The organism is Streptomyces sp. NPDC049813 (genome assembly GCF_044465085.1).
Lineage (GTDB): Bacteria > Actinomycetota > Actinomycetes > Streptomycetales > Streptomycetaceae > Streptomyces.
Map to the genome: position 1 here is coordinate 464,267 of NZ_JBITLI010000003.1, position 21,953 is coordinate 486,219.

A 21,953-nucleotide genomic window follows, 5' to 3' on the forward strand; every position below is an offset into this window, starting at 1 on the left:
TTCGGAGGGGCGCCCGGGCCCTGGGCGCCCCTTTCCGGTGCGGCCGGGTCGCTGCGTCAGCCGGCCGCGTGCCGCGTCACTTGATGTCGCTCTGCTCCGGCACGACGACGCCGAACCGGTCCTGGATCGTGGCGAGCGCGGCCTCGTGCACCTGGCGGGCCGGGATGCCCCGGGGGTTGCCCCGCACCGGCAGCGGCCGGGTCGCGGAGGCGTCGCCGACCACGGTCGGGGCGTAGCCGTGGTAGACGGCGCCCTCCGTGGTGAACAGGGTGCACATGTGCGTCATGAAGCCGGAGATGATGACGTTCTTGCGGCCGGTCTTCTTGAGCACCGCGTCGAGGTTCGTCTCGTGGAAGCCGTTCGGGACGGCCTTCTCCACGACGGTCTCGCCCTTGGCCGGCTTGAGCGCGGGGATGATCTGCCCGGCCTTCGACGAGAGGTCGTAGCCCTTCTCGACGATGTGGACGACCGGGGTGTGGGCCTTGCGGGCCCGCTCCAGGAGGGCCTTGGTGTTGTCGACGGCATCGCGCCAGCCGGTCAGTTCCATCGCGCCACCGGTGTAGACGTTCTGGTAGTCGACGAGGACCAGCGTGGCGTTCGACAGCTTCGCCGGGGTCTCGTCGGCCTTCGTCAGCTGCCGCAGTGTCGTGGTGTCCTGCGCGTAGTTCTTCTCGGGCCGGCGGTCGCCGTCGTCGGTGCGGGTGGCGGCCTCGGAGCTGCCGCCGCACGCGGTCATGGTGGCCGCGAGGACGGCGGCGGCGCCCAGGGCGGCGGCGGAACGGAGCAGCTTCATCAGACGATCTCCTTCTGCGACTGGACGACGACGCCGTACAGGTCGGCGATGGTGGCCAGGGCCCCCTGGTGCACCTGCTCGGCGGGGACGTCGGTGCCCGAGACCGGGAGCGAGCGGGTCGCGGAGGCCTCGGCGACGACGGTGGGCCGGTGCCCGGCGAGGAACGCGCCCTGCGCCGTGAACGCCACGCACATGTGCGTCATCCAGCCCGCGATGACGACGTCCTGGCCCTCGGTGAGGTGCGTGGCGAGGTCCGTGCCGACGAAGGCGTTCGGGACCTGCTTGACGACGACGGGCTCCCCGTCGACGGGCGCGACCTTCTGGTGGATCCGGCCGATCTCCGCGCGGATGTCGTACGGGGTGCCCTCGCCGCCGTCGTTGATGACGTGCACGACCTTGGTGCCGGCCTCCCGGGCCCGGGCGAGGAGCAGCGCCGCGGCGTCCAGCGAGGCCTCCCAGCCGTCGAGCTCCATCACGCCCTGGGTGTAGGTGTTCTGGAGGTCGATGAGGATCAGGGTCGAGCCGGCCAGCGTCGCGGGGGTCTCGTCGAAGCCGTTCAGCTCGCGCAGCGTGGTTCGGGACATGGGTGTACCGCCTTCGAAATCCGGGTGGAGTCGCGGTCCGGGGTGATCGCCCGGCCACGTCCTCAAAGCTATGACCCCGCTGTGACGTCGGCAATGACGTCTAACATGCAGATACCGACATGCGCGGTGTCGGCTCGTCGCGGAGGGGGAAGCTCGTGCCACAGACCGCAGGACGGCTCATCGTGATCGTGCTCTTCGAGGGCGTCGACCTGCTCGACGTCACCGGGCCGCCGGAGGTGTTCTCGCTGGCCCTGCGCGAGACCGAGGAGGCGGCCGGCTACCGGGTGCTGCTCGCGGCCGAGACCCTGGACCCCGTCACCACGGGGGCGGGGGTGCGCATCCTGCCCGACATCACCTTCGAGCGGGCCGCCGCGGGCAGCATCGACACCCTCATCGTGCCGGGGGCGGTGGAGTTCGACGAGGAGCGCCGGGTCCATCCGCTCGTCGAGCCCCGGCTCGTCGAATGGGTGCGGGTACTGGCCGGGCGGACGCACCGGATCACCTCGGTCTGCGTGGGGGCGCACCTGCTCGCTGCCGCCGGGCTGCTCGACGGCAAGCGCGCCACCACGCACTGGTCCACCGCACAGCAACTCGCGGCCGACCACCCGGCCGTGGAGGTCGACGCCGACCCGATCTTCATCCGCGAGGGCAACGTGTGGACGGGCGCCGGGATCAGCGCCTGCCTCGACCTCTCGCTCGCGCTGATCGCCGACGACCTGGGCGAGGCGGTCGCCCTGCGGGTCGCGCGCCAGCTGGTGATGTACCTGAAACGGCCCAGCGGGCAGAGCCAGTTCAGCGTCCCGCTGGAGCAGGTGTCGACGACCCGGCGCATCGAGGACCTGCGCCATCACATCCTGCGGCACATCGGCGAGCCGCTCACCGTCGTGGACCTCGCCGCGTACGCCCATGTCAGCGACCGGCACCTGACCCGGCTCTTCAAGACCGACCTCGGGACGACACCGCACGCGTACATCGAGTCCGTGCGGGTGGAGAAGGCGCGGCACGAGCTGGAGTCGTCCGACGCCACGGTGGAGCGCGTCGCGACGCTGTGCGGGTTCGGCACGACGGACACGCTGGTACGGGCCTTCCGCCGGCGCCTGAACACGACACCGACGGAGTACCGGCGCCGGTTCCGGGTGCCGCAGGTGCCGTGAGCCCTCCGGGGAGCCCGCGGAAGGGGGCGGGCCCGGGGTCGCCCGGCGCCTTCTGCGGCCGCGTCCCTCAGGGCAGGAGCGCCATGCCGTCCAGTTCCACCAGGGCCCGCTCGTCCCAGAGGCGGGTTACGCCGATCACCGCCATCGCCGGATAGTCGCGGCCGGCCGACTCCCGCCAGATGCGGCCCAGTTCGCGGGCGTGGGCGCGGTAGTCCGGTACGTCCGTCGCGTAGACCGTGACGCGGGTGAGGTCGGCCGGGGTGCCACCCGCATGGCGCAGGGCGGTGAGCAGGTTCCGCAGGGCCCGTTCGAACTGCTCGGGCAGCGTCGTGCCGCGGATCTCGCCGTCGGCGTCCAGGGACGTCTGCCCGGCGAGCAGGACCAGGCGGCTGCCGGTGGCGACGACGGCGTGCGAGAAGCCCGCGGGCGGCGCGAGCCCGGCCGGATTGATCCGCTTGATCCGCTCGGGCCCCTGGCCCGCCGGAGCCGCCCCGCTCATCGGGATGCCTCCTGCCGCGCCTGCTGCTTGTACAACTCGCGGGCGATGACGGCCCGTTGCACCTCGCTGGCGCCCTCGTAGATACGCGGCGCCCGCACCTCGCGGTACAGGTGCTCCAGGAGGTGGCCGCTGCGCAGCGCCCGCGCCCCGTGCAGCTGTACCGCGGTGTCCACGACGCGCTGCGCCGTCTCCGTCGCGAGGAGCTTGGCCATCGCGGCGCGCCGCGCCACCCCTTCGGCGTCCCCGCCACCCGTACCGCCCCGGGCGGCACCCTCGGCGCCCGCGCTCCCGACGCCCCCGGCCCCCTCGTCGTAGGCCGCCGCGGCCGCGTACACCATCAGGCGGGCCGACTCGACGCCCAGCGCCATGTCCGCGACCTGGTGGGCGACCGCCTGGAGGTCGCTCAACGGGCCTCCGAACGCCTCGCGCCGGGCCGTGTGCGCGAGCGTCGCGTCCAGGGCCGCCTGCGCCATGCCGACGGCGAACGCGCCGACGCTGGGCCGGAACAGGTTCAGGGTGCGCATCGCGACCCGGAAGCCGCCGCCGGGCTCGCCGAGCACGTCCTCCTCCCCCACCGGTACGCCGTCCAGGACGAGCGAGCCGATCGGGTGCGGGGCGAGCATGTCGAGGTGGTCGCCGCTCAGCCCGGGACGGTCGGCGGGCACCAGGAAGGCGGTGATCCCGGCGGCCCCGGGGGCCGGGCCCGTACGGGCGAAGAGCGTGTAGAAGTCGGCCTCCGGGGCGTTCGAGATCCAGTACTTCTCGCCGGTCAGGCGCCAGCCCGCGCCGTCCCGCCGGGCGCGCAGCGTGAGCGCCGCCGCGTCGGAGCCCGCCCCCGGCTCGCTCAGGGCGAACGCGGCGACCGCCCGGCCCGCCACGACCTCCGGCAGCCACCGCGCGCGCTGCTCCTTCGTGCCGTACGCGTGCACGGGGTGCGCCCCGAGACCTTGCAGGGCCAGGGCGGTCTCGGCCTCGGTGCAGATCCGGGCGAGGGATTCGCGCATCAGGCACAGATCGAGCGCGCCGGAGGTGAACAGCCGCTCCAGCAGGCCGAGTCGGCCGAGGGCCGCGACCAGGGGGCGGTTGACCCGGTCCGGGGCGCCCTGTTCGGCGAGCGGTGCGAGGTCGTGCTCCGCGAGCGCGCGCAGCTCGGCGCACCAGGTGAGTTGGTCGGGTGCGAGCGAGAATGTGCCCATGCGCCGGAGCTCCTCCCACGACGGCGGCCGGCCGGGGAATCGCGGACGGCCGGCCTCGACTCCATGAACCGTATCGCGCCCCGTTGACTGCCGTCACCATCACGATACGCTCGGTGCGCGACCACGCCACGGCAAGGGGGCGCTCCACGATGCGGCCACAGTCCCAGCAGTCCCTGCACCCGTCCGCCCACACCGACACGTTCGCGCGCGACCATCTGCCGCCCGCGGACCAGTGGCCGCGGCTCTCGTTCGACCTGCCCGAGCTGCAGTATCCGCAGCGGCTGAACTGCGGCGCCGAGCTGCTCGACACGACTGTGCGCCGGTTCGGCGCGGACCGTCCCGCCTTCCACGCTCCCGGCCAACCCCCATGGTCATACGGGGAGTTGCTGAGCCGGGTGAACCGGATCGCGCACGTGCTGACCGAGGACCTCGGGGTGGTCCCGGGCAACCGCGTCCTGCTGCGGGGGCCCACCACGCCGCAGCTGGCGGCCTGTTGGCTCGCCGTCATGAAGGCGGGCGCGGTCGCCGTGACCGTGCTCGCGCAGACGCGGCCCGCCGAGCTGGCCACGGTGTGCGCGATCGCGCGGATACGGCACGCGCTGTGCGACGTCCGGAGCGTCGAGGACCTGGTGAAGGCGGACGTGCCCGAGCTGCGCGTCACCACGTACGGCACCACGTACGACGGCACGTACGACAGCACGGACGGCACGTACGACAGCACATGCGACGGCGCGCCCGGTGGCCCGATCGGCGGGGGCGGGCCGGAGGACCTCGGCCGCCTGGCCGCCTCGAAGCCGCCGTCCTACGAGGCCGTACCGACCGCCGACGACGACGTGGCACTGATCGCCTTCACCTCGGGGACGACCGGGCGGCCCAAGGGCTGCATGCACTTCCACCGGGACGTGCTGGCGATCGCCGACACGTTCGCGCGGCACGTCCTGCGGGCGACGCCGGACGACGTGTTCGCGGGCAGCCCACCACTGGGTTTCACCTTCGGGCTCGGCGGCCTGGTGATCTTCCCGCTACGAGCCGGGGCATCGGCCCTGCTGCTCGAACAGGCGGGCCCGCGTCCCCTGTTGGCAGCCGTGACCGAGCACCGGGTGTCGGTCCTGTTCACCGCGCCGACCGCGTACCGCGCGATGCTCGCGGAACTGCCCGCCGGCGCGTACGACACCGCCTCGCTGCGCCGGTGCGTCTCCGCCGGGGAGAACCTGCCCGCGGCCACCTGGCACGCCTGGCACGACGCGACCGGCCTGCGGATCATCAACGGCATCGGGGCGACCGAGCTGCTGCACATCTTCCTGTCCGCCGCCGACGACGCGATCCGCCCGGGCACCACCGGGCTGCCGGTGCCCGGCTGGCAGGCCCGCGTCATCGATGCCGGGGGCGCCGAACTCCCGGACGGCGAGCCCGGGTTGCTCGCCGTACGCGGCCCGGTCGGCTGCCGCTACCTCGCCGACGAGCGCCAGACCACGTACGTGCGCCACGGCTGGAACATCACCGGGGACACCTACGTCCGCGAGCCCGACGGCTACTTCCGGTACGTCGCCCGCGCCGACGACATGATCATCTCGGCCGGGTACAACATCGCGGGCCCGGAGGTGGAGGACGCGCTGCTGCGCCACCCGGACGTGGCGGAGGCCGCGGTCGTCGGCCGGCCCGACGTGGCGCGCGGGCAGATCGCGGTCGCGTACGTGGTGCCGCGGCCCGGCGCGCGGCCGGAGCCGGACGCGCTGCGCGCCTTCGTGCGGGGGGAACTGGTGCCGTACAAGTGCCCGCGCGAGATCGTGTTCCTCGACGCGCTGCCGCGCACCGCCACGGGCAAGCTCCAGCGGTTCCGGTTGCGCCGGTCCGCGACCGTAGAGTGACCGGGTGTCCGAGCAGCAGACCTCGCCCACCGGCCAGGCCCACACCCCCCGCTCCCTGATCGTCACGCTGTACGGCGCCTACGGGCGCGGCTTCCCGGGGCCCGTCCCGGTCGCCGAGCTGATCCGGCTGCTCGGCGCGGCCGGGGTCGACGCGCCCGCGGTGCGTTCGGCGGTCTCGCGGCTGAAGCGGCGCGGGCTCCTCGTGCCCGCGCGCGCCGCGTCGGGCGCCGCGGGGTACGCGCTGTCGGACGACGCGCGGCAGCTGCTCGCCGACGGTGACCGGCGGGTGTACGGGGGCCCCGCCGATCCGGCCGCCGACGGCTGGGTGCTCGCCGTGTTCTCCGTGCCCGAGTCGCAGCGGGCCAAGCGGCACGTGCTCCGCTCCACGCTGGCGGGCCTCGGCTTCGGCACGGCGGCGCCCGGGGTGTGGCTCGCCCCCGCGGGCCTGTACGAGGAGGCGCGGCACACGCTGGAGCGGATCGGCTGCGCCGGGTACGTCGAGCTGTTCCGCGGCGAGCACCTGGGGTTCGCGGCGACGGCCGACGCGGTGGCCCGCTGGTGGGACCTGTCGGCGCTGGCCAAGCTGCACGAGGCGTTCCTCGATGAGCACGAGCCGGTGCTGCGGGCCTGGGAGGCGCGGGGTGACACCCCGCCGCGCGAGGCCTACCGGGACCATCTGCTGGCCCTGGATTCGTGGCGCCATCTGCCGTACGCGGATCCGGGGCTTCCTGCGTCGCTGCTGCCTCGGGAGTGGCCGGGGGTGCGGGCCGCGCGGGTTTTCTGGGCCTTGCACGGGCGGTTGCGCGAGGCGGGCGGGCGGTTCGTCACCGGGCCCGGGCCCGGGCCCGGGAGTGTGGCGGTGTCGACGTGACCGGGGTGCGTTGCGCGGCGGGGGCGACGTGGTCGCCGTGGCGGTCCGAGGTTCATGGTCCACGGCCGCCCGGTGGGGGCCGATCGCGCAGTTCCCCGCGCCCCTGAAAGACCTCGTCTGCGGCTCCGGTGGGGCTTCTCGCGCAGTTCCCCGCGCCCCTGAGAGGCGCACTGCGTGCGCACTCTCCCCGGGGGCTGCGGCGAAGCCGCATGCTCCAGGGGCGCGAGGAACTGCGCGAGAAGCCCCACCGGCCGGACAGCCGAACAACCGGCCCTCAGGGGCGCGGGGAACTGCGCGAGAAGCCACGACGCGGGGCGCGCCCGGTGATGGGGTCAGTCCGGCAGGACCAGGCGGGGCTTGGGCGCGTCCAGGCGGCCCGTCCGGGGGCGCCGGCTTCCGGCCGCGTACGGCGGGGGCCAGGACACCCCGGGCCCCGCATACCCCTGCTCCGCGGCAGCGTGCAGCGTCCAGTTCGGGTCGTACAGATGCGGCCGGGCCAGCGCGCACAGATCCGTACGGCCCGCCAGAATGAGGGAGTTGACGTCGTCCCAGGACGAGATCGCCCCGACCGAGATCACCGGGACACCGGCCTCGCCCCGGATCCGGTCCGCGTACGGCACCTGGTAGGAGCGCCCGAACGCGGGCCGCTCCTCGGCCACGACCTGCCCCGTGGACACATCGATCGCGTCGGCCCCGTGCGCGGCGAAGGCCCGCGCGATGGCGACGGCGTCCTCGGCGCTCGTGCCGCCCTCGGCCCAGTCCGTCGCGGAGATCCGCACGGTCATGGGCCGCTCCGCGGGCCAGGCGCCGCGGACCGCGTCGAACACCTCCAGCGGGAAACGCAGGCGGCCCTCCAGCGAACCGCCGTAGGCGTCGTCCCGCCGGTTCGTCAGCGGCGAGAGAAACCCGGACAACAAGTAGCCGTGCGCGCAGTGCAGTTCGAGGAGGTCGAAGCCGCACTCCGCCGCCCGGCGGGCCGCCGCGGTGAACTGCTCCCGGATCAAAGCGAGTTCGGGCCCCGACAGTTCGTGCGGCGTCTGACTGTCCGGCCGGTAGGGCAGCGCGGACGCCGCCACCACCGGCCAGTTCTCCTCCGGCACCGGCAGCGGCTCGTCGATGCCCTCCCACATGAGCCGGGTCGAACCCTTGCGGCCCGCGTGCCCGAGCTGGACGCCGAGCGCGGTGCCGGGCGCCTGCTGGTGCACGAAGCCGGCGATCCGGCGCCAGGCCGCGGCCTGCTCGGAGGTGTACAGGCCCGTGCAGCCCGGGGTGATGCGGCCCTCGGGGCTGACGCACACCATCTCCGTCATGACCAGACCCGCGCCGCCGAGCGCCCGCGCCCCGAGATGGACGAGGTGGAAGTCGCCCGGGACGCCGTCCACCGCCGAGTACATGTCCATCGGGGAGACGACGACCCGGTTGCGCAGGCGCAGCCCGCCCAGGGAGAACGGCGTGAACATCGGCGGCGTGCCCGCGGGGCACCCGAACTCCTCCTCCACCGCCGCGGTGAAGCGGGCGTCGCGCAGCCGCAGGTTGTCGTGGGTGACGCGGCGGCTGCGGGTGAGCAGGTTGAAGGCGAACTGCCGCGGAGGCTGGTCGAGATGGCGCGCCAGGTCCTCGAACCACTCCAGGCTGGCCCGCGCCGCGCGCTGCGTGGAGGCGACGACGGGCCGCCGCTCGGCCTCGTACGCCGCGAGCGCCGCGTCGGTCGTGGGCTGTTCGTGCAGACACGCGGCGAGGGCCAGCGCGTCCTCGACGGCGAGCTTGGTGCCCGAGCCGATGGAGAAGTGCGCGGTGTGCGCGGCGTCGCCGATGAGGACGCAGTTGCCGTGCGACCAGCGGGCGTTGGTGACCGTGCGGAAGGTGAGCCAGGACGAGTCGTTCGACTTCAGGGGGCGGCCGCCGAGGGCGTCCGCGAAGATCTTGGCGGCGCGTTCGACGGTCCCGGGCACGTCCGGCGCGTCGAGGCCGGCCGCCCGCCACACCTCCTCCCGCATCTCGACGATGACGGTGGACGCGTGGTCGCTGTACGGGTAGCCGTGCAGCTGCATCACACCGTGCTCCGTCTCCGCGATCTCGAAGCGGAACGCCTCGAAGGAGGTGTCGGCGGCGAGCCAGATGTACCGGTTGCGGTGCTCCTCGACCCGCGGACGGAACACGTCGGCGTACGTCTCGCGGGTCCGGCTGCGCACCCCGTCGGCGGCGACGACGAGGTCGTAGGCCGTGCGGAGCCCGGCGACCGGCGGGGCCTCGGTGCCGAAGCGCAGGTCGACCCCGAGCCGGCGGCAGCGGTCGCGCAGTATCTCCAGGAGCCGGCGGCGGCCGAGCGCCGCGAACCCGTGACCGCCCGAGGTGTGGCGCGTCCCGCGGTGGACCACGTCGATGTCGTCCCAGCGCACGAACTCGTCCCGCAGGGCCGCGTACACGACCGGGTCGGCGTGCTCGATCCCGCCGAGCGTCTCGTCGGAGAGGACGACGCCGAAGCCGAACGTGTCGCGCGGCGCGTTGCGCTCCCAGACCGTGACCTCCCGGTCCGGGCCGAGGCGCTTGAGGAGCGCGGCGGCGTACAGGCCGCCCGGGCCGCCGCCGATGACGGCGATGCGCCGCGCCCGGGCGGTCACGCCCGCCTCACTTCCCCTGCCACTTCGGCGGCCGCTTCTCGGTGAAGGCGGCGTGGAACTCGGCGTAGTCCTCGCCGTGCATGAGCAGCGCCTGCGTCGCCGCGTCCAGTTCGACGGACGCGGCGAGCGGCATGTCCAGCTCGGCGGTGAGCAGGGCCTTGGTCTGGGCGTGGGCGAGGGCGGGTCCGTCGGCCAGGCGGTGGGCGAGGGCGAGGGCCGCCTCGTCCGCCCGGCCCGCGTCGGTCAGCTCGCTGATGAGGCCGATCCGCTCGGCCTCCGGGGCGTGGACGGGCTCGCCCAGCATGAGCAGGCGTGTGGCGTGGCCGAGGCCGACGAGGCGGGGCAGCAGATAGGCGGCGCCCATGTCGCCGCCGGAGAGCCCGACCCTGGTGAACAGGAACGCGAAGCGGGCGCTGGGATCGGCGACCCGGAAGTCGGCGGCCAGGGCGAGGACGGCTCCCGCGCCCGCGGCGACGCCGTGCACGGCGGCGATCACCGGGAACGGTGCCTCGCGCACGGCCCGGACCACCTGTCCTGTCATCCGGTTGAAGTCGAGCAGCTGGGCGGTGTCCAGGGCGAGGGTGGCTCCGATGATCTCGTCGACGTCGCCGCCCGAGCAGAAGCCGCGGCCCCGCCCGCCGAGCACGAGGGCGCGGACCGTCCTCTCGCGGCTCAGCTCGGCGAGCAGGTCGCGCAGATCGGCGTAGGCGCCGAAGGTGAGGGCGTTGAGCTTCTCGGGCCGGTCGAGCGTGACCGTCGCGACGCCGCGCGTGTCCACGGCGTAGGTGAAATTGCGCCAGCTTTCGGTGCGCGGGGCGGAGCCGGTGAAGGGACTCATACGCGTGCGGCCTCCTGTCGGGGCGGGCGTGCGCGACGGCTGCTCCTCGAAGTTATCACCGCTTTGTGACCGCCGTCAGTAGTACGCGATAACCGTGCGGCGGCGGCGCGGTGACCGTGCGGCCCGGACCCGCGTGTATCGCTCACCTATCCCCATAGGCCGCATATCAATCCATAGGGCCCAATGTCCCGAGGAAGACCACCGGGAGCCTCTATCGGCACACGCCGTACCATTCATAAGGTTGAAAGCAGGACGGCGGCCCCCAGTCGTCCTGCCGCCCGTCCCCGAGCCATCCCACTCAGGACTCGCCTTGCCTCCTCCCGCCGGCCCGCCCACCCCCGCCCTGTGGCGCCTGGCCCTGCCGCACAGCGCCGCGGCCGTGCCGGTCGCCCGCGCCCTCGTCCGCACCGCCCTGGCCGAGATCGAGTCACCCGCGACCGACACGGACACCGCCGAACTGCTCACGGCGGAGCTGGTGGCGAACGCGGTGGAGCACACGACGGGCGAGACCCCGATCGAGCTCGTGGTGGAGCTGCTGGAGACCGGCTGCCAGGTCGAGGTGCACGACCCGGACCCATCGCCGCCCGCGGACCTCACCAACCCGGACGACCCGGAGATGCCCGACCCGTGGCAGGAGCACGGCCGGGGCCTGCTCCTCATCCGCACGCTCAGCTCGTCGTGCGGGCACCGCCCCACCGAGTCCGGCAAGGCGGTCTGGTTCACCCTTCCCGCGGTGCCGCGCCAGCGTCCGCCGTCGGAGTAGCGACCGGCCGGGGCGCGCGCACCGGCGGCCGAGGTCAGGCGCGCGAGGCGCCCCTGATCACTTCCCGGCGAGCGTCGCGACCATGACGGCCTTGATGGTGTGCATCCGGTTCTCGGCCTCGTCGAAGACCACGGAGTGCGCCGACTCGAAGACCTCGTCGGTGACCTCCAGCGACTCCAGGCCGTACTGGGCGTGGATGGCCCGGCCGACCTGCGTGCCCAGGTCGTGGAAGGCGGGCAGGCAGTGCAGGAACTTCACGTCCGCGTTCCCCGTCGCCCGCAGGACGTCCATCGTCACCGCGTACGGCACGAGGGCCTTGATCCGCTCGGCCCAGACCTCCTCCGGCTCGCCCATGGACACCCACACGTCGGTGACGACGAAGTCGGCGCCCGCGACGCCTTCCCCGACGGTCTCGGTGAGGGTGATGCGGGCCCCGCTGGCGGCGGCCAGCTCGCGCGCCCGAGCGACGACCTCGTCCGCGGGCCAGTAGGCGCGGGGAGCGACGATCCGCACGTCCATGCCCAGCAGGGCGCCGGTGACGAGGTAGGAATTGCCCATGTTGAACCGGGCGTCGCCGAGGTAGGCGAAGGCCGTCTCCGTCAGCGGCTTCGGGCAGTGCTCGGTCATCGTGAGCACGTCGGCGAGCATCTGGGTGGGGTGCCAGTCGTCCGTCAGACCGTTGTAGACGGGGACGCCCGCGTGCGCGGCGAGCGTCTCGGCGGTCTCCTGCGCGTCGCCCCGGAACTCGATGGCGTCGAACATCCGGCCGAGCACCCGCGCGGTGTCCTTGCCGGACTCCTTCTTGCCTATGTGCGAGCCGGCCGGGTCGAGGTAGGTCGTGGTGGCACCCTGGTCAGCGGCGGCCACCTCGAAGGAGCAGCGGGTGCGGGTCGAGGACTTCTCGAAGATCAGGGCGATGTTCTTCCCCCGCAGGTACTGCGTCTCGGCGCCCGCCTTCTTGGCGGCCTTCAGCTCCGCGGCCAGGTCGACCAGAGCGCGGAACTCCTCGGCGGTGAAGTCCACCTCTTTGAGGAAGTGGCGGCCGGTGAGGTCGGGACGCTGGTCAGTCGCCATGGGGCGCTCCTGGGATACGACGAGGACAGGGCAGAACAGATGACGAGTGGAAGTCTATACGACGTCCCACATTTCTATACAAGCCCGCCATGCTCAGGGTGCCACCGGGTCCCGCTCGACCGGGCAGCTCATGCACCGCGGCCCGCCCCGCCCGCGGCCCAGCTCGCTGCCGGGGATCTCGATGACCTCGATGCCCTGCTTGCGCAGGTGCGTGTTGGTGGTGGCGTTGCGCTCGTACGCGACGACGACGCCGGGCTCCACGGCCAGCACGTTGCATCCGTCGTCCCACTGCTCGCGTTCGGCGGCGTGCACGTCCTGGCTGGCGCTCAGGACGCGGATGCCGCTCAGCCCGAGCGCGGCGGCGATGGCCCGGTGCATGTGCTCGGGCGGGTGGTCGGTGACCTTCAGCTCCCGAGCCGAGCCGCCCGGCTCGATGGTGTACGAGCGCAGCATGCCGAGCCCGGCGTACTGCGTGAACGTCGCGCCGTCGACCATCGTCATCACGGTGTCCAGATGCATCAGGGCCCGCCGCTTCGGCAGGTCGAGCGCGACGATGGTCCGCGCCGAGCCGGCCGCGAACAGCTTGTGGGCGAGCATCTCGACCGCCTGCGGCGTGGTGCGCTCACTCATCCCGATCAGCACGGCGCCCCGGCCGATCACCAGCACGTCGCCGCCCTCGATCGTGCTCGGGAAGTCGGCCTGCCCCTCGGACCACACGTGGAACTCCTCGTCGCGGAAGAGCGGGTGGTGCCGGTAGATCGCCTCGAAATGCACGGTCTCGCGCTGCCGGGCCGGCCACCGCATGGCGTTGATGGAGACGCCGTCGTAGATCCACGCGGAGGTGTCGCGGGTGAAGAGGTGGTTGGGCAGCGGGCCGAGCAGGAAGTCGTCGAGGTCCATCACGTGGAACCGCACGGACGTCGGCTCGGCGTGCCGCTCCAGGAACTCCCGCTTGGTCATCCCGCCGATGAGCGCCTCGGCCAGCTCCTGCGCCGACAGCGTCTCGAAGGCGGCCCGCAGCGCGTCGGTGGCCAGCGGGCCGTACTCCTTCTCGTCGAAGACCCGGTCGAGGACGAGGGAGCGGGCGGCGCCGGACTCCAGCGTCTCGGTGAGCAGGTCGCCGAAGAGGTGCACGACGACGCCCCGGTCCCGCAGCACGTCGGCGAACCCGTCGTGTTCCTGGCGGGCCCGGCGCACCCAGAGCACGTCGTCGAAGAGCAACTGGTCCTTGTTGCTGGGCGTGAGCCGCTTCAGCTCCAGATCGGGCCGGTGCAAGATGACGCGGCGCAGCCGCCCGGCCTCGGAGTCGACGTGAAATCCCATGCGACATCCTTGCCCCGCCAACCCGAAGAGGACGCGCCCCCGCCAGGACCCGAGGGGCCGCGCCCCGTCAGGGGCGCGGGGAACGGCGCGAGCAACCCCAGCGAGGCGGCACCCGCACACACTCCCCACCCCCGACGGCGCCCATCGGGGGCGCGGGGAACTACGCGAACAACCACGACGCGGCAGCACCCACACACGCCCCCGACCCGACACGCCCCCAAGAACTCAGAGCCGAGGATCAACCGGCTCGGACTCCAGGGCCAGCACACCGAACACCGCTTCATGCACCCGCCACAACGGCTCCCCACCGGCCAACCGCTCCAACGCCTCCACCCCCAGCCCGTACTCCCGAACCGCCAGACTCCGCTTGTGCCCGAGCCCCCGCCCCCGCAGCTTCGCCAGATTCTCCGGCCGCGTGTACTCGGGCCCGTAGACGATCCGCAGGTACTCCCGCCCCCGGACCTTCACCCCGGGCTGCACGAGCCGCCCCTTCGCGTCCCGCACCAGCGCCCCGAGCGGCTTGACGACCATGCCTTCACCGCCCCGCCCGGTCATCTCCAGCCACCAGTCCACACCGGCCCGCACGGACTCCGCGTCCCCCGTGTCGACGTACAGCCGCCGCGTGGTCCGCAACAGCCCGCTCCCGTCGTGCTCGACGAGCCGGTCCACGAGCGCGAGCTGCTCGTCGTGCGGCAGCCCGGCGAGCGAACGCCCCTGCGCGGCGAGCACCTGGAACGGGGCGAACCGCACCCCGTCGAGCCCGTCCGTGCTCCAGCAGTAGCGCCGGTACGCCTCCGTGAAGGCACCCGCGTCCGCGGCCCGCCCGCGCTGCCGCGCCAGGAGGCCCCCGACGTCGACGCCGCGCGCGGCCGCCGCCTCCAGCGCGCCGAGCACCGGCGGGAAGACGGCACCGGCGGCGGCGCCGACCGCCGCGTACTGCGAGCGCAGCAGGCCCGACGCCTTGAGCGACCAGGGCAGCAACTCGGCGTCCAGCAAAAGCCAGTCGGTGTCGAGCTCCGCCCAGAGCCCTGCCGCCGTCGCGGCGTCCCGGATCCGTCCGAGCACGGCCTCGGTCATCACGGGCCGGTCGAAGAACGGCCGTCCGGTACGCGTGTACAACGAACCGCTGACCACCCCGCCCGCGCCGGACGCCCCGACCGGACCGGCACCTGAGCCCACCCCGAAGCGCTCGACCGCGACCGCCGCGTCCTTGCAGACCAGCGCGACGGCCCGCGACCCCATGTGCTTCTCCTCGCACACGACGCGGCCCACCCCGTCGGCGGCGTACTGGGCGAACGCCTCGGCCGGGTGCTCCAGATATCCGGGCACCTCGGACGTCGCGGTCGGCGCCATCGTCGGCGGCAGGTACGGCACCAGGCGCGGGTCGACCGCGAACCGGCTCATCACTTCGAGCGCCGCCGCCGCGTTCTCCTCGCGCACCGTGACCCGCCCGGCGTGCCGGGTCTCCACGGTCCGGCGGCCGTGCACGTCGGCCAGGTCGAGGGGACGGCCCTCGTGCCCGCCCGGCGCCTCGGTCGCGAGCGGCCTGGCGGGCTCGTACCAGACCCGCTCGGCCGGTACGGCGACCAGTTCGCGCTCCGGCCAGCGCAGCGCGGTCAGCTTGCCGCCGAAGACGACACCCGTGTCGAGGCAGATCGTGTTGTTGAGCCAGCTGGCCGAGGGCACGGGGGTGTGCCCGTAGACCACGGCGGCCCGGCCGCGGTAGTCCTCGGCCCACGGGTAGCGCACGGGCAGCCCGAACTCGTCGGTCTCCCCGGTCGTGTCCCCGTACAGCGCGTGCGACCGCACCCGGCCCGAGGTCCGCCCGTGGTACTTCTCGGGCAGCCCCGCGTGGCACACGACGAGGTCGCCGCCGTCGAGGACGTAGTGGCTGACGAGGCCGCGCACGAACGCGCGGACCTCGGCCCGGAACTCCTCGCTCTCCTGCCCCAACTGCGCGACGGTCTCGGCGAGTCCGTGCGTGTGCTGCACGCTCCTGCCCTGGAGCCAGCGCTCCAGCTTGTTCTCGTGGTTGCCCGGCACGCACAGCGCGGTGCCGGCCCGCACCATCCCCATGACGCGCCGCAGCACGCCGGGGGTGTCGGGGCCGCGGTCGACGAGGTCGCCGACGAACACGGCGGTCCGCCCCTCGGGGTGGACGCCGTCCACGTATCCCAACGCGGCGAGCAGCGTCTCCAGTTCGCTCGCGCAGCCGTGGACGTCGCCGACAATGTCGAAGGGACCGGTGAGGTGACGCAGGTCGTTGAACCGCTTCTCGCGCACGACGCTCGCGCCCTCGACCTCCGCGACGCCCCGCAACACGTGCACCTTGCGGAAACCCTCACGCTCCAACTGCCGCAAGGAGCGCCGCAGTTCGCGGACGTGCCGGGTGATGACGCGGCGCGGCATGTCGGCGCGGTCGGTGCGGGCCGCGTTCCGCGCGGCGCACACCTCCTCCGGGACGTCGAGGACGACGGCGATCGGCAGCACGTCGTACGTCCGGGCCAGTTCCACGAGCTGCCGGCGGCCGTCCTGCTGGACGTTGGTCGCGTCGACGACGGTCAGCCGGCCCGCGGCGAGCCGCTTGCCCGCGATGTAGTGCAGCACCTCGAACGCGTCGCGGCTCGCGCTCTGGTCGTTCTCGTCGTCGGCGACCAGGCCGCGGCAGAAGTCGCTGGAGATGACCTCGGTGTGCGCGAAGTGGGCGCGGGCGAAGGTGGACTTGCCCGAACCGGACGCGCCGACCAGCACGACGAGCGAGAGGTCGGTGACGGGCAGCGCCCGCCCACCGGTCCGCTCCACGCTTTCGGACGTACTCATGCCGCCTCCTCCTTCTCCTTCTCGGCCCCTCTCGGCCCGGCCCCGTCCGACCCGGCCAGGGTGAACACGGCCATCTGCGTGGGCGGCCCCACCTCCGCGTCGTCGGGCCCGACCGGCACGTACCGCACCCGGTACCCGTGCCGCCCGCCGACCCGTTCCGCCCACTCGCGGAACTGGGCGCGTGTCCACTCGAACCGGTGGTCGCTGTGCCGGGAGTGCCCCGCGGGCAGCGTCTCCCAGCGCACGTTGTACTCGACGTTCGGCGTCGTCACCAGCACGGTGCGGGGCCGTGCGGCCCCGAACACCGCGTATTCGAGCGCCGGCAGGCGCGGCAGGTCGAGGTGTTCCACGACCTCGCTCAGCACCGCCGCGTCATACCCCTTGAGCCGCTTGTCGGTGTACGCGAGCGAGCCCTGGATCAGCCGCACGCGCGCGGCCTGCCGCTCCCCCAGCCGGTCGAGCCGGAGCCGGCGCCCGGCGATGGTGAGCGCCCGCACGGACACGTCGACGCCCATGATCTCGCGGAACCGGGCGTCCTTCAGCAGCGCCTGCACCAACTGGCCCTGCCCACAACCCAGATCGAGCACCCGCGCCGCGCCGCAGGCCTCCAGCTCGGCCAGGATCGCCGCCCGCCGCCGCACCGCCAGCGACTCGGTCCGCTCCTCGGCCACGCTCATCTCGCAGGCGGCGCCGCCCCCTCCCCCGGCGCCCCCGGCTTCGCCCGGCTCCGTGTCCGCATCCGCGGCCACTGCATTGTCGAGATCCTCGACCTTTATGTCGTCGGCGTCCGCGAGCCGCACCAGTTCGAGCCGCTCCTGCGCCTGGCGGGTCAGCGACCAGCGCCGCGCCAGGTACCGGCTGGTGATCAGCTTCTGCTCGGGGTGCCCGGCGAGCCACCCTTCGCCCGCGCGCAGCAGCTTGTCCACCTCGTCGGCCGACACCCAGTAGTGCTTGGCGTCGTCGAGGACCGGCAGCAGCACGTACAGGTGCCGCAGCGCCTGCGCGAGCCGCAACTCGCCCTCCAGCACGAGCCGCACGTACCGCGACGCCCCCCACTCGGGGAACCGCTCGTCCAGCGGTACGGCCTCCGCCTCGACCGCCCAGCCGAGCGGTTCGAAGAGCGCCCGTACGAGGTCGGGGCCGCCGCGCGCGGGCAGCGCGGGCACCTCGACGCGCAGCGGCAGCGCTTCTTCGGCGCGCTCGGGGCGAGCCGCGCAGACCCCGCGCAGCGCGCTGGAGAACACCGTGCGCAGGGCCACCGCGAGCAGCGACGACGCGGCGTACGGCCGGTCGTTCACGTACTGCGCGAGCGCCGCGTCGGGAGCGCCGCCGCGGCCCTTGCCCTTGCCCCGCCGGACCAGCGCCACCGGATCGACCTCCAGGAGCAGCGCGGCCGTGCAGCGCTCCGCGCTCGCCTCGGGGTAGAGGACGTGCGCGGTGCCGTAGGAGGTCGGGAACGCCTGCGCGCTCTCGGGGTGCTTGTGCAGCAGGAACCCGAGGTCGGTCGCCGGGCGGTCCGGGGTGCCGGTGGTACTGATCGTCAGGAACACATGGCCGAGTCTCCCGCGCGGCCCCGCCTCTGGCCAGCGAGTTTCCCGTGCCAGGCCCACCGCGACACCCTGCCCCTGGCCGGCGAGTTCCCGTGCCTGACCCGCCGCGGCTCCTCGGCCCGGGCCGAGGAGTCGTCCGGAGCGGACCGCCCCGGCACCCTGGCTCCGGGCCCGCCTCCGCCCCGCCCTACACCTGTGACTGCACCTGTGCGGAGATCAGCTCCAGGTGGTCCAGGTCGTCGAGGTCGAGCACCTGGAGGTAGACGCGGCTGGAGCCGGTCGCCGCGTACCGGCCCAGCTTGTCGACCACCTCGGCCGGTGACCCCGCGAGCCCGTTGGCCTTGAGGTCCTCGACGTCCCGCCCGATCCGCTCCGCCCTGCGCGCGACCTCCTGGTCGTCCTTGCCGACGCAGACCACCAGCGCGTTCGAGTACACCAGGTCGTCCGGTGCCCGCCCGGCCTGTTCGGCGGCGGCCCGCACCCGGCCGAACTGCCGCTCGCTGTCCTCGACCGACGCGAACGGGATGTTGAACTCGTCCGCGTACCGCGCCGCCAGCCGCGGTGTGCGGGTCGCCCCGTGCCCGCCGATCAGCACCGGGACCTTCTCCTGCGCGGGCTTGGGCAGCGCAGGGGAGTCGGTCAGCTGGTAGTACGTGCCGTCGTGGCTGAACGTGGAGCCCGGCTTCGTCGACCACAGTCCGGTGACGATCGCCAGCTGCTCCTCCAGGCGCGCGAACTTCTCCTTCGGGAACGGGATCCCGTACGCCTTGTGCTCCTCCTCGAACCAGCCCGCGCCCAGGCCCAGTTCGACCCGGCCGCCCGACATCTGGTCGACCTGCGCCACCTGGATGGCGAGCACGCCCGGCAGCCGGAAGGTGCCGGCGGTCATCAGCGTGCCGAGCCTGATCCGCTTCGTCTCCCGGGCGAGACCGGCCAGGGTGATCCAGGCGTCCGTCGGGCCCGGCAGCCCGTCGGACGTGCCCATGCGCAGGTAGTGGTCCGAGCGGAAGAAGGCGTCGAAGCCGAGGTCCTCGGTGGCCTTGGCGACGGCCAGGAGCGTGTCGTAGGTGGCCCCTTGCTGGGGTTCCGTGAAGATTCGAAGATCCATACCTCCCATCCTGCACGGTCGACCGTGCGTCAACCCCGCTGGTACCGCCGGTCCTCCTCACCCACGGTCGGGTGAAATCACGGTGGTGCGGTGCGCGGTGCCGGGCCGTCCCAGTGACCCGGCGCCCCGCGTGATCGTTGGCCGGGGCGGAGCCGGACCGCCCGGCCCCCGCGCCGGCGGTCGCCGCCGGGCGTCACCTGCGTCACCAGCCGACCCTCAGCGGGACGGCGTAGGCCGAGGAGGCCGTCATGTCCCAGGAACCCGTGCCCGAACAGGCCCGGCCCGCCGAGACCGGGCCCGCGTCGCCCCTGCGGGAGGCCTCCGCGCACGACGCGACCGCGCCGGAGCGGCAGGGCACCGTGCCGGAGCAGCAGGGCGCGCCCACCGGGCTGCTCCAGCAGATGGAGGCGCTGATGGCGGCTCTCAACGCCGATCTGTCCCAGCTCGACGCCGACTTGCAGCAGGCGCCCGGCGGCCTCTCCCGGTCCGGCCCCGAGGACGCCTGAGCCCCGCCGTCCCGCCGAGCGCGCGGGCCGGTCAGGCCGCCGAGTCCGAGCCGGGCTCGGCTTCCGGTCTGCGCGGGCGGGTCTCCCACTGCGGAAGCCGCCGCAGTATCTCCAGGACGTGGTCCCGCGACTCGTCCGCCGCGTCGATCGCTTCCATGCACTGCCAATAGGCCCCCTCCTCGAAGGACGCGCTCGCCACGGCGACGAGCGCGATCCCCACGTCGCCGAGGAGTGCGCCGAGTCCGCGCAACGCCTCGGGTACATCGCAGAGTCCGGTCAGCTGCGCCGCCCGTATGCCTCCCGCTCCCACGACCGGGATGGCCGATCCGCCGCTGCCGCGTGCTCCCGCCTCGGTGAGGGCGCGCGCCTCGCCCCGCAATTCCGGTGGCCCCTGCAGCGCGATTCGACTGCCGATCGCCTGGGCCAGTGCCTGTGCCTGCCACGCCTCTCTCATGATGTCCGGCGCGTCCTGGCTCTGCGCCAGGGCCCGTCGGCCGACCCCGATGAGCCGCACCGCATCCATCCGCGTCCCCGTCCGTCCTATCTGAACTCCCTTGTTCACTACCCAGCGTGAGGGTCTGCGAGACGAAAAGCCAGAGGAAGCCCGAAATCTGTGGACCCCAGAGGCGTTGTGGATATTTCTATGACTCCGGAGAGTGACGATCCGTCGTCGCGGGGAAGCGGTTCTCGTTGCGTTCGATCTTCGCCGCGAGTGCGGCGAGCGCGTCGATCCCGAGGACCTCGCACAGTTGCAGGAGGTACGCGAGGACGTCGGCGACCTCGTCCTCGACGCGGTGCGCCGATCCGGGGTCGTCCATCACCCGTGCCGACTGCTCGGGCGTCAGCCACTGGAAGATCTCGACGAGTTCGGAGGCCTCGACGCTGAGCGCGATGGCCAGGTTCTTCGGGGTGTGGAAGGGCTCCCAGTCCCGGGCGGCGGCGAAGCGCGCGAGCCGGGTCTGGAGCGTCACCACGTCGAGCGGGCGGGAGTCGTCGGTTGCATCGAGCGGGCGGGAGTCGTCGGTTGCGTCGGTCACGGCCCCAGGTCTACCACCGTCGCGCCGTGCGTCCGCGCCGCCCGCTCCGCCGGGCCGTCCTCGCCGACCGCGGCGACGAGCCGGATGTGGCCGCGGGCGCACATCCGGCCGGCCAGCGCGACGAGTTCGGCGCTCTGGGCCGGGTCGAGCCCGCGGTCGAGGCCGTCCGCGAGCACGGTCAGGCTCTGGTACGCGTCGGGCACCTCGGCCACCGTGTCCACGTCCAGGACGCCGGGTCCGGTGAGCAGGACGAGGGCGTGGGCCAGGTACCTCAACTCGCCGTCCGCGAGCCGCTCGACCGGGGTGTGCGTGCCGTCGCCGCGGTCGATGACGGTGCGCACGGCGCCGTCCGGGCGTCGTTCGGCGCGCACGTCCGTCACGGGGCCCGCGAGTCCCGCGCGCGCCGTGGCGACGAGGAGGGAGTGCCGGATGGCGCATTCGGCGCGGGTGCGGCGCAGCACCGTCGCGAGGTTGTCGCAGCTGCCGCGGAGCCGGTCGGCGCGGGTCGCGGCCGGGGTGCGCATGCGGGCCGGGACCGGGTCGCAGGCGAAGACCGCGCGCAGCCCGACCACGGCCTGCTCGGCGGCGGCGAGGACGCGCCGCTGCCCCTCCGTGCGGCCGGCGACCCGCAGCGGCAGCAGAGCCGTGCCGAGCAGGTCGTCGGGGAGCGGGCCGCGCGTCACGGGCACGGAGCCCGCGGTGTGCCAGGCCGCCTGGACGTCGCGCCTGCCCGGGTCGCGCAGCGCGGTCTCCAGGTAGGTGATGCCGGGGCCGGTCAACCGCTCGCCGACGATGCGCAGTTCGGGTTCGGCCTGGACGGCGAGGTCCAGGCGGACCGGTCCGGCCGGTCCCTCGACGGTGCAGCCGATGCGGAAGCCCCGGCGCTGCTGGGCGTCGGGCCGGGCGCTCTCGGGGACGTACCGCCCCGGGTCGGGGAACGCCTCCGCCAGGCTCGCTCCCCCGCCGAGCCCCGCGAGGGCCTCCAGGGCCCGCAGCGCGGTGGACTTGCCGGTGCCGCTGGGGCCGGTCAGCACGGTGAAGGGGCCGAGCGCGAGGGTGGTGCCGCGGTGCCGGCCGAAGGCCGACAGGCGCAGCTCGGTCACGCGCGGGCGGTCCGGGGAAACACCGGGGGGCGTCGGGGGCGTGCCCCGGTGGAGCACGGTCATGCGCTGAACGTAGGGCCCCCGCCGCCCGCAGAAACCGTTCAGCCCCCGGACCTTCCTACGATCGGGGGACTATGCCGCCCGGGCTTGCCGCGTGGGGCGGGCGTCGCCGGGGTCAGGGGCCCGGGGACTTCGGGCGTCGCGGGTCGGGGCGCTGCGGGCGTGATCGGGCCGGCGGCCCGCCC

19 protein-coding genes are annotated in these 21,953 nt (G+C 73.7%); 5 read left to right on the top strand and 14 right to left on the bottom strand.

What is annotated here, in order from left to right; translation table 11 throughout:
- Positions 1-76: 76 nt before the first annotated feature.
- Positions 77-793 (bottom strand): isochorismatase family protein, encoded by a 717-nt coding sequence (locus ACIBW6_RS09470; RefSeq protein ID WP_399058457.1) that lies wholly within the window; start codon positions 791-793, stop codon positions 77-79.
- A complete protein-coding gene (locus tag ACIBW6_RS09475) occupies positions 793-1,377 on the bottom strand; it encodes an isochorismatase family protein (protein WP_399058459.1) in 585 nt (194 codons plus the stop codon). Before ACIBW6_RS09475 ends, ACIBW6_RS09470 begins: the two co-directional genes overlap by 1 nt.
- Positions 1,378-1,532: 155 nt before the next feature.
- Here ACIBW6_RS09475 and ACIBW6_RS09480 point away from each other — a divergent pair, with 155 nt between their 5' ends.
- The gene (locus tag ACIBW6_RS09480) at positions 1,533-2,531 is read left to right on the top strand and encodes a GlxA family transcriptional regulator (protein ID WP_399058461.1); all 999 of its coding nucleotides are present in this window, start codon (positions 1,533-1,535) and stop codon (positions 2,529-2,531) included.
- A 67-nt stretch (positions 2,532-2,598) separates the two neighbouring features.
- On the opposite strand, the gene ACIBW6_RS09485 is transcribed toward ACIBW6_RS09480, so the two are convergent.
- On the bottom strand, positions 2,599-3,030 hold the full coding sequence (locus tag ACIBW6_RS09485) for a RidA family protein (protein ID WP_399058462.1): 432 nt from the start codon (positions 3,028-3,030) through the stop codon (positions 2,599-2,601).
- Positions 3,027-4,226 carry an acyl-CoA dehydrogenase family protein gene (locus ACIBW6_RS09490; protein WP_399058464.1) on the bottom strand — a complete coding sequence of 400 codons (1,200 nt, stop codon included), beginning with the start codon at positions 4,224-4,226 and terminating at the stop codon, positions 3,027-3,029. Before ACIBW6_RS09490 ends, ACIBW6_RS09485 begins: the two co-directional genes overlap by 4 nt.
- A 149-nt stretch (positions 4,227-4,375) precedes the next feature.
- On the opposite strand from ACIBW6_RS09490, the gene ACIBW6_RS09495 reads away from it, so the two are divergent.
- On the top strand, positions 4,376-6,094 hold the full coding sequence (locus ACIBW6_RS09495) for an AMP-binding protein (protein WP_399058466.1): 1,719 nt from the start codon (positions 4,376-4,378) through the stop codon (positions 6,092-6,094).
- A gap of 4 nt (positions 6,095-6,098) precedes the next feature.
- A complete protein-coding gene (locus tag ACIBW6_RS09500) occupies positions 6,099-6,965 on the top strand; it encodes a PaaX family transcriptional regulator C-terminal domain-containing protein (protein WP_399058468.1) in 867 nt (288 codons plus the stop codon).
- Positions 6,966-7,297: 332 nt separating this feature from the next.
- On the opposite strand, the gene ACIBW6_RS09505 is transcribed toward ACIBW6_RS09500, so the two are convergent.
- Positions 7,298-9,586, bottom strand: a complete 2,289-nt coding sequence (locus tag ACIBW6_RS09505) for a bifunctional salicylyl-CoA 5-hydroxylase/oxidoreductase (protein WP_399058470.1) — start codon at positions 9,584-9,586, stop codon at positions 7,298-7,300.
- Between the two features lie 7 nt (positions 9,587-9,593).
- On the bottom strand, positions 9,594-10,424 hold the full coding sequence (locus ACIBW6_RS09510; RefSeq protein WP_399058472.1) for an enoyl-CoA hydratase family protein: 831 nt from the start codon (positions 10,422-10,424) through the stop codon (positions 9,594-9,596).
- A gap of 310 nt (positions 10,425-10,734) precedes the next feature.
- Between ACIBW6_RS09510 and ACIBW6_RS09515 the strand changes: the two genes are divergently transcribed.
- Positions 10,735-11,187 (top strand): ATP-binding protein, encoded by a 453-nt coding sequence (locus ACIBW6_RS09515; protein WP_399058474.1) that lies wholly within the window; start codon positions 10,735-10,737, stop codon positions 11,185-11,187.
- Between the two features lie 57 nt (positions 11,188-11,244).
- Here ACIBW6_RS09515 and argF read toward each other — a convergent pair whose 3' ends face one another.
- The 5 genes from argF to ACIBW6_RS09540 form a co-directional block, all read right to left on the bottom strand.
- Positions 11,245-12,261: an ornithine carbamoyltransferase gene (argF, locus tag ACIBW6_RS09520; protein ID WP_399058476.1), complete on the bottom strand. Its 1,017-nt coding sequence runs from the start codon at positions 12,259-12,261 to the stop codon at positions 11,245-11,247.
- 93 nt (positions 12,262-12,354) lie between these two features.
- Positions 12,355-13,584, bottom strand: a complete 1,230-nt coding sequence (locus ACIBW6_RS09525; protein ID WP_399058478.1) for an arginine deiminase — start codon at positions 13,582-13,584, stop codon at positions 12,355-12,357.
- Positions 13,585-13,809: 225 nt separating this feature from the next.
- Entirely contained in the window at positions 13,810-16,404 is a 2,595-nt protein-coding gene (locus ACIBW6_RS09530; protein WP_399058480.1) for a polynucleotide kinase-phosphatase, read from the bottom strand.
- Positions 16,401-17,954: a 3' terminal RNA ribose 2'-O-methyltransferase Hen1 gene (locus ACIBW6_RS09535; protein ID WP_399058482.1), complete on the bottom strand. Its 1,554-nt coding sequence runs from the start codon at positions 17,952-17,954 to the stop codon at positions 16,401-16,403. Before ACIBW6_RS09535 ends, ACIBW6_RS09530 begins: the two co-directional genes overlap by 4 nt.
- 187 nt (positions 17,955-18,141) lie before the next feature.
- Positions 18,142-19,062: an LLM class F420-dependent oxidoreductase gene (locus ACIBW6_RS09540; RefSeq protein ID WP_399058484.1), complete on the bottom strand. Its 921-nt coding sequence runs from the start codon at positions 19,060-19,062 to the stop codon at positions 18,142-18,144.
- A 248-nt stretch (positions 19,063-19,310) separates the two neighbouring features.
- On the opposite strand from ACIBW6_RS09540, the gene ACIBW6_RS09545 reads away from it, so the two are divergent.
- Complete coding sequence (locus ACIBW6_RS09545) at positions 19,311-19,568, top strand: hypothetical protein (RefSeq protein WP_399058486.1); 258 nt, start codon at positions 19,311-19,313, stop codon at positions 19,566-19,568.
- A 31-nt stretch (positions 19,569-19,599) separates the two neighbouring features.
- Here the strand turns inward: ACIBW6_RS09545 and ACIBW6_RS09550 are convergent, their stop codons facing one another.
- The 3 genes from ACIBW6_RS09550 to ACIBW6_RS09560 all read right to left on the bottom strand — a co-directional run bounded on the left by ACIBW6_RS09550 (position 19,600) and on the right by ACIBW6_RS09560 (position 21,771).
- Positions 19,600-20,091 (bottom strand): DUF6099 family protein, encoded by a 492-nt coding sequence (locus ACIBW6_RS09550; RefSeq protein ID WP_399058488.1) that lies wholly within the window; start codon positions 20,089-20,091, stop codon positions 19,600-19,602.
- Between the two features lie 118 nt (positions 20,092-20,209).
- Positions 20,210-20,605, bottom strand: coding sequence for a nucleotide pyrophosphohydrolase (locus tag ACIBW6_RS09555; protein ID WP_399058490.1), 396 nt, complete (start codon positions 20,603-20,605; stop codon positions 20,210-20,212).
- Complete coding sequence (locus ACIBW6_RS09560) at positions 20,602-21,771, bottom strand: AAA family ATPase (RefSeq protein ID WP_399058492.1); 1,170 nt, start codon at positions 21,769-21,771, stop codon at positions 20,602-20,604. Before ACIBW6_RS09560 ends, ACIBW6_RS09555 begins: the two co-directional genes overlap by 4 nt.
- Between the last annotated feature and the right edge of the window lie 182 nt (positions 21,772-21,953).

Bases quoted from the DNA above. Each gene is read 5' to 3' on its own strand.
- ACIBW6_RS09490 (WP_399058464.1), bottom strand. From the start codon at position 4,226: ATGGGCACATTCTCGCTCGCACCCGACCAACTCACCTGGTGCGCCGAG.
- ACIBW6_RS09545 (WP_399058486.1), top strand. From the start codon at position 19,311: ATGTCCCAGGAACCCGTGCCCGAACAGGCCCGGCCCGCCGAGACCGGG.
- argF (WP_399058476.1), bottom strand. From the start codon at position 12,261: ATGGCGACTGACCAGCGTCCCGACCTCACCGGCCGCCACTTCCTCAAA.
- ACIBW6_RS09485 (WP_399058462.1), bottom strand. From the start codon at position 3,030: ATGAGCGGGGCGGCTCCGGCGGGCCAGGGGCCCGAGCGGATCAAGCGG.
- ACIBW6_RS09475 (WP_399058459.1), bottom strand. From the start codon at position 1,377: ATGTCCCGAACCACGCTGCGCGAGCTGAACGGCTTCGACGAGACCCCC.
- ACIBW6_RS09540 (WP_399058484.1), bottom strand. From the start codon at position 19,062: ATGGATCTTCGAATCTTCACGGAACCCCAGCAAGGGGCCACCTACGAC.
- ACIBW6_RS09470 (WP_399058457.1), bottom strand. From the start codon at position 793: ATGAAGCTGCTCCGTTCCGCCGCCGCCCTGGGCGCCGCCGCCGTCCTC.
- ACIBW6_RS09560 (WP_399058492.1), bottom strand. From the start codon at position 21,771: ATGACCGTGCTCCACCGGGGCACGCCCCCGACGCCCCCCGGTGTTTCC.
- ACIBW6_RS09510 (WP_399058472.1), bottom strand. From the start codon at position 10,424: ATGAGTCCCTTCACCGGCTCCGCCCCGCGCACCGAAAGCTGGCGCAAT.
- ACIBW6_RS09530 (WP_399058480.1), bottom strand. From the start codon at position 16,404: ATGAGTACGTCCGAAAGCGTGGAGCGGACCGGTGGGCGGGCGCTGCCC.
- ACIBW6_RS09550 (WP_399058488.1), bottom strand. From the start codon at position 20,091: ATGGATGCGGTGCGGCTCATCGGGGTCGGCCGACGGGCCCTGGCGCAG.
- ACIBW6_RS09525 (WP_399058478.1), bottom strand. From the start codon at position 13,584: ATGGGATTTCACGTCGACTCCGAGGCCGGGCGGCTGCGCCGCGTCATC.
- ACIBW6_RS09495 (WP_399058466.1), top strand. From the start codon at position 4,376: ATGCGGCCACAGTCCCAGCAGTCCCTGCACCCGTCCGCCCACACCGAC.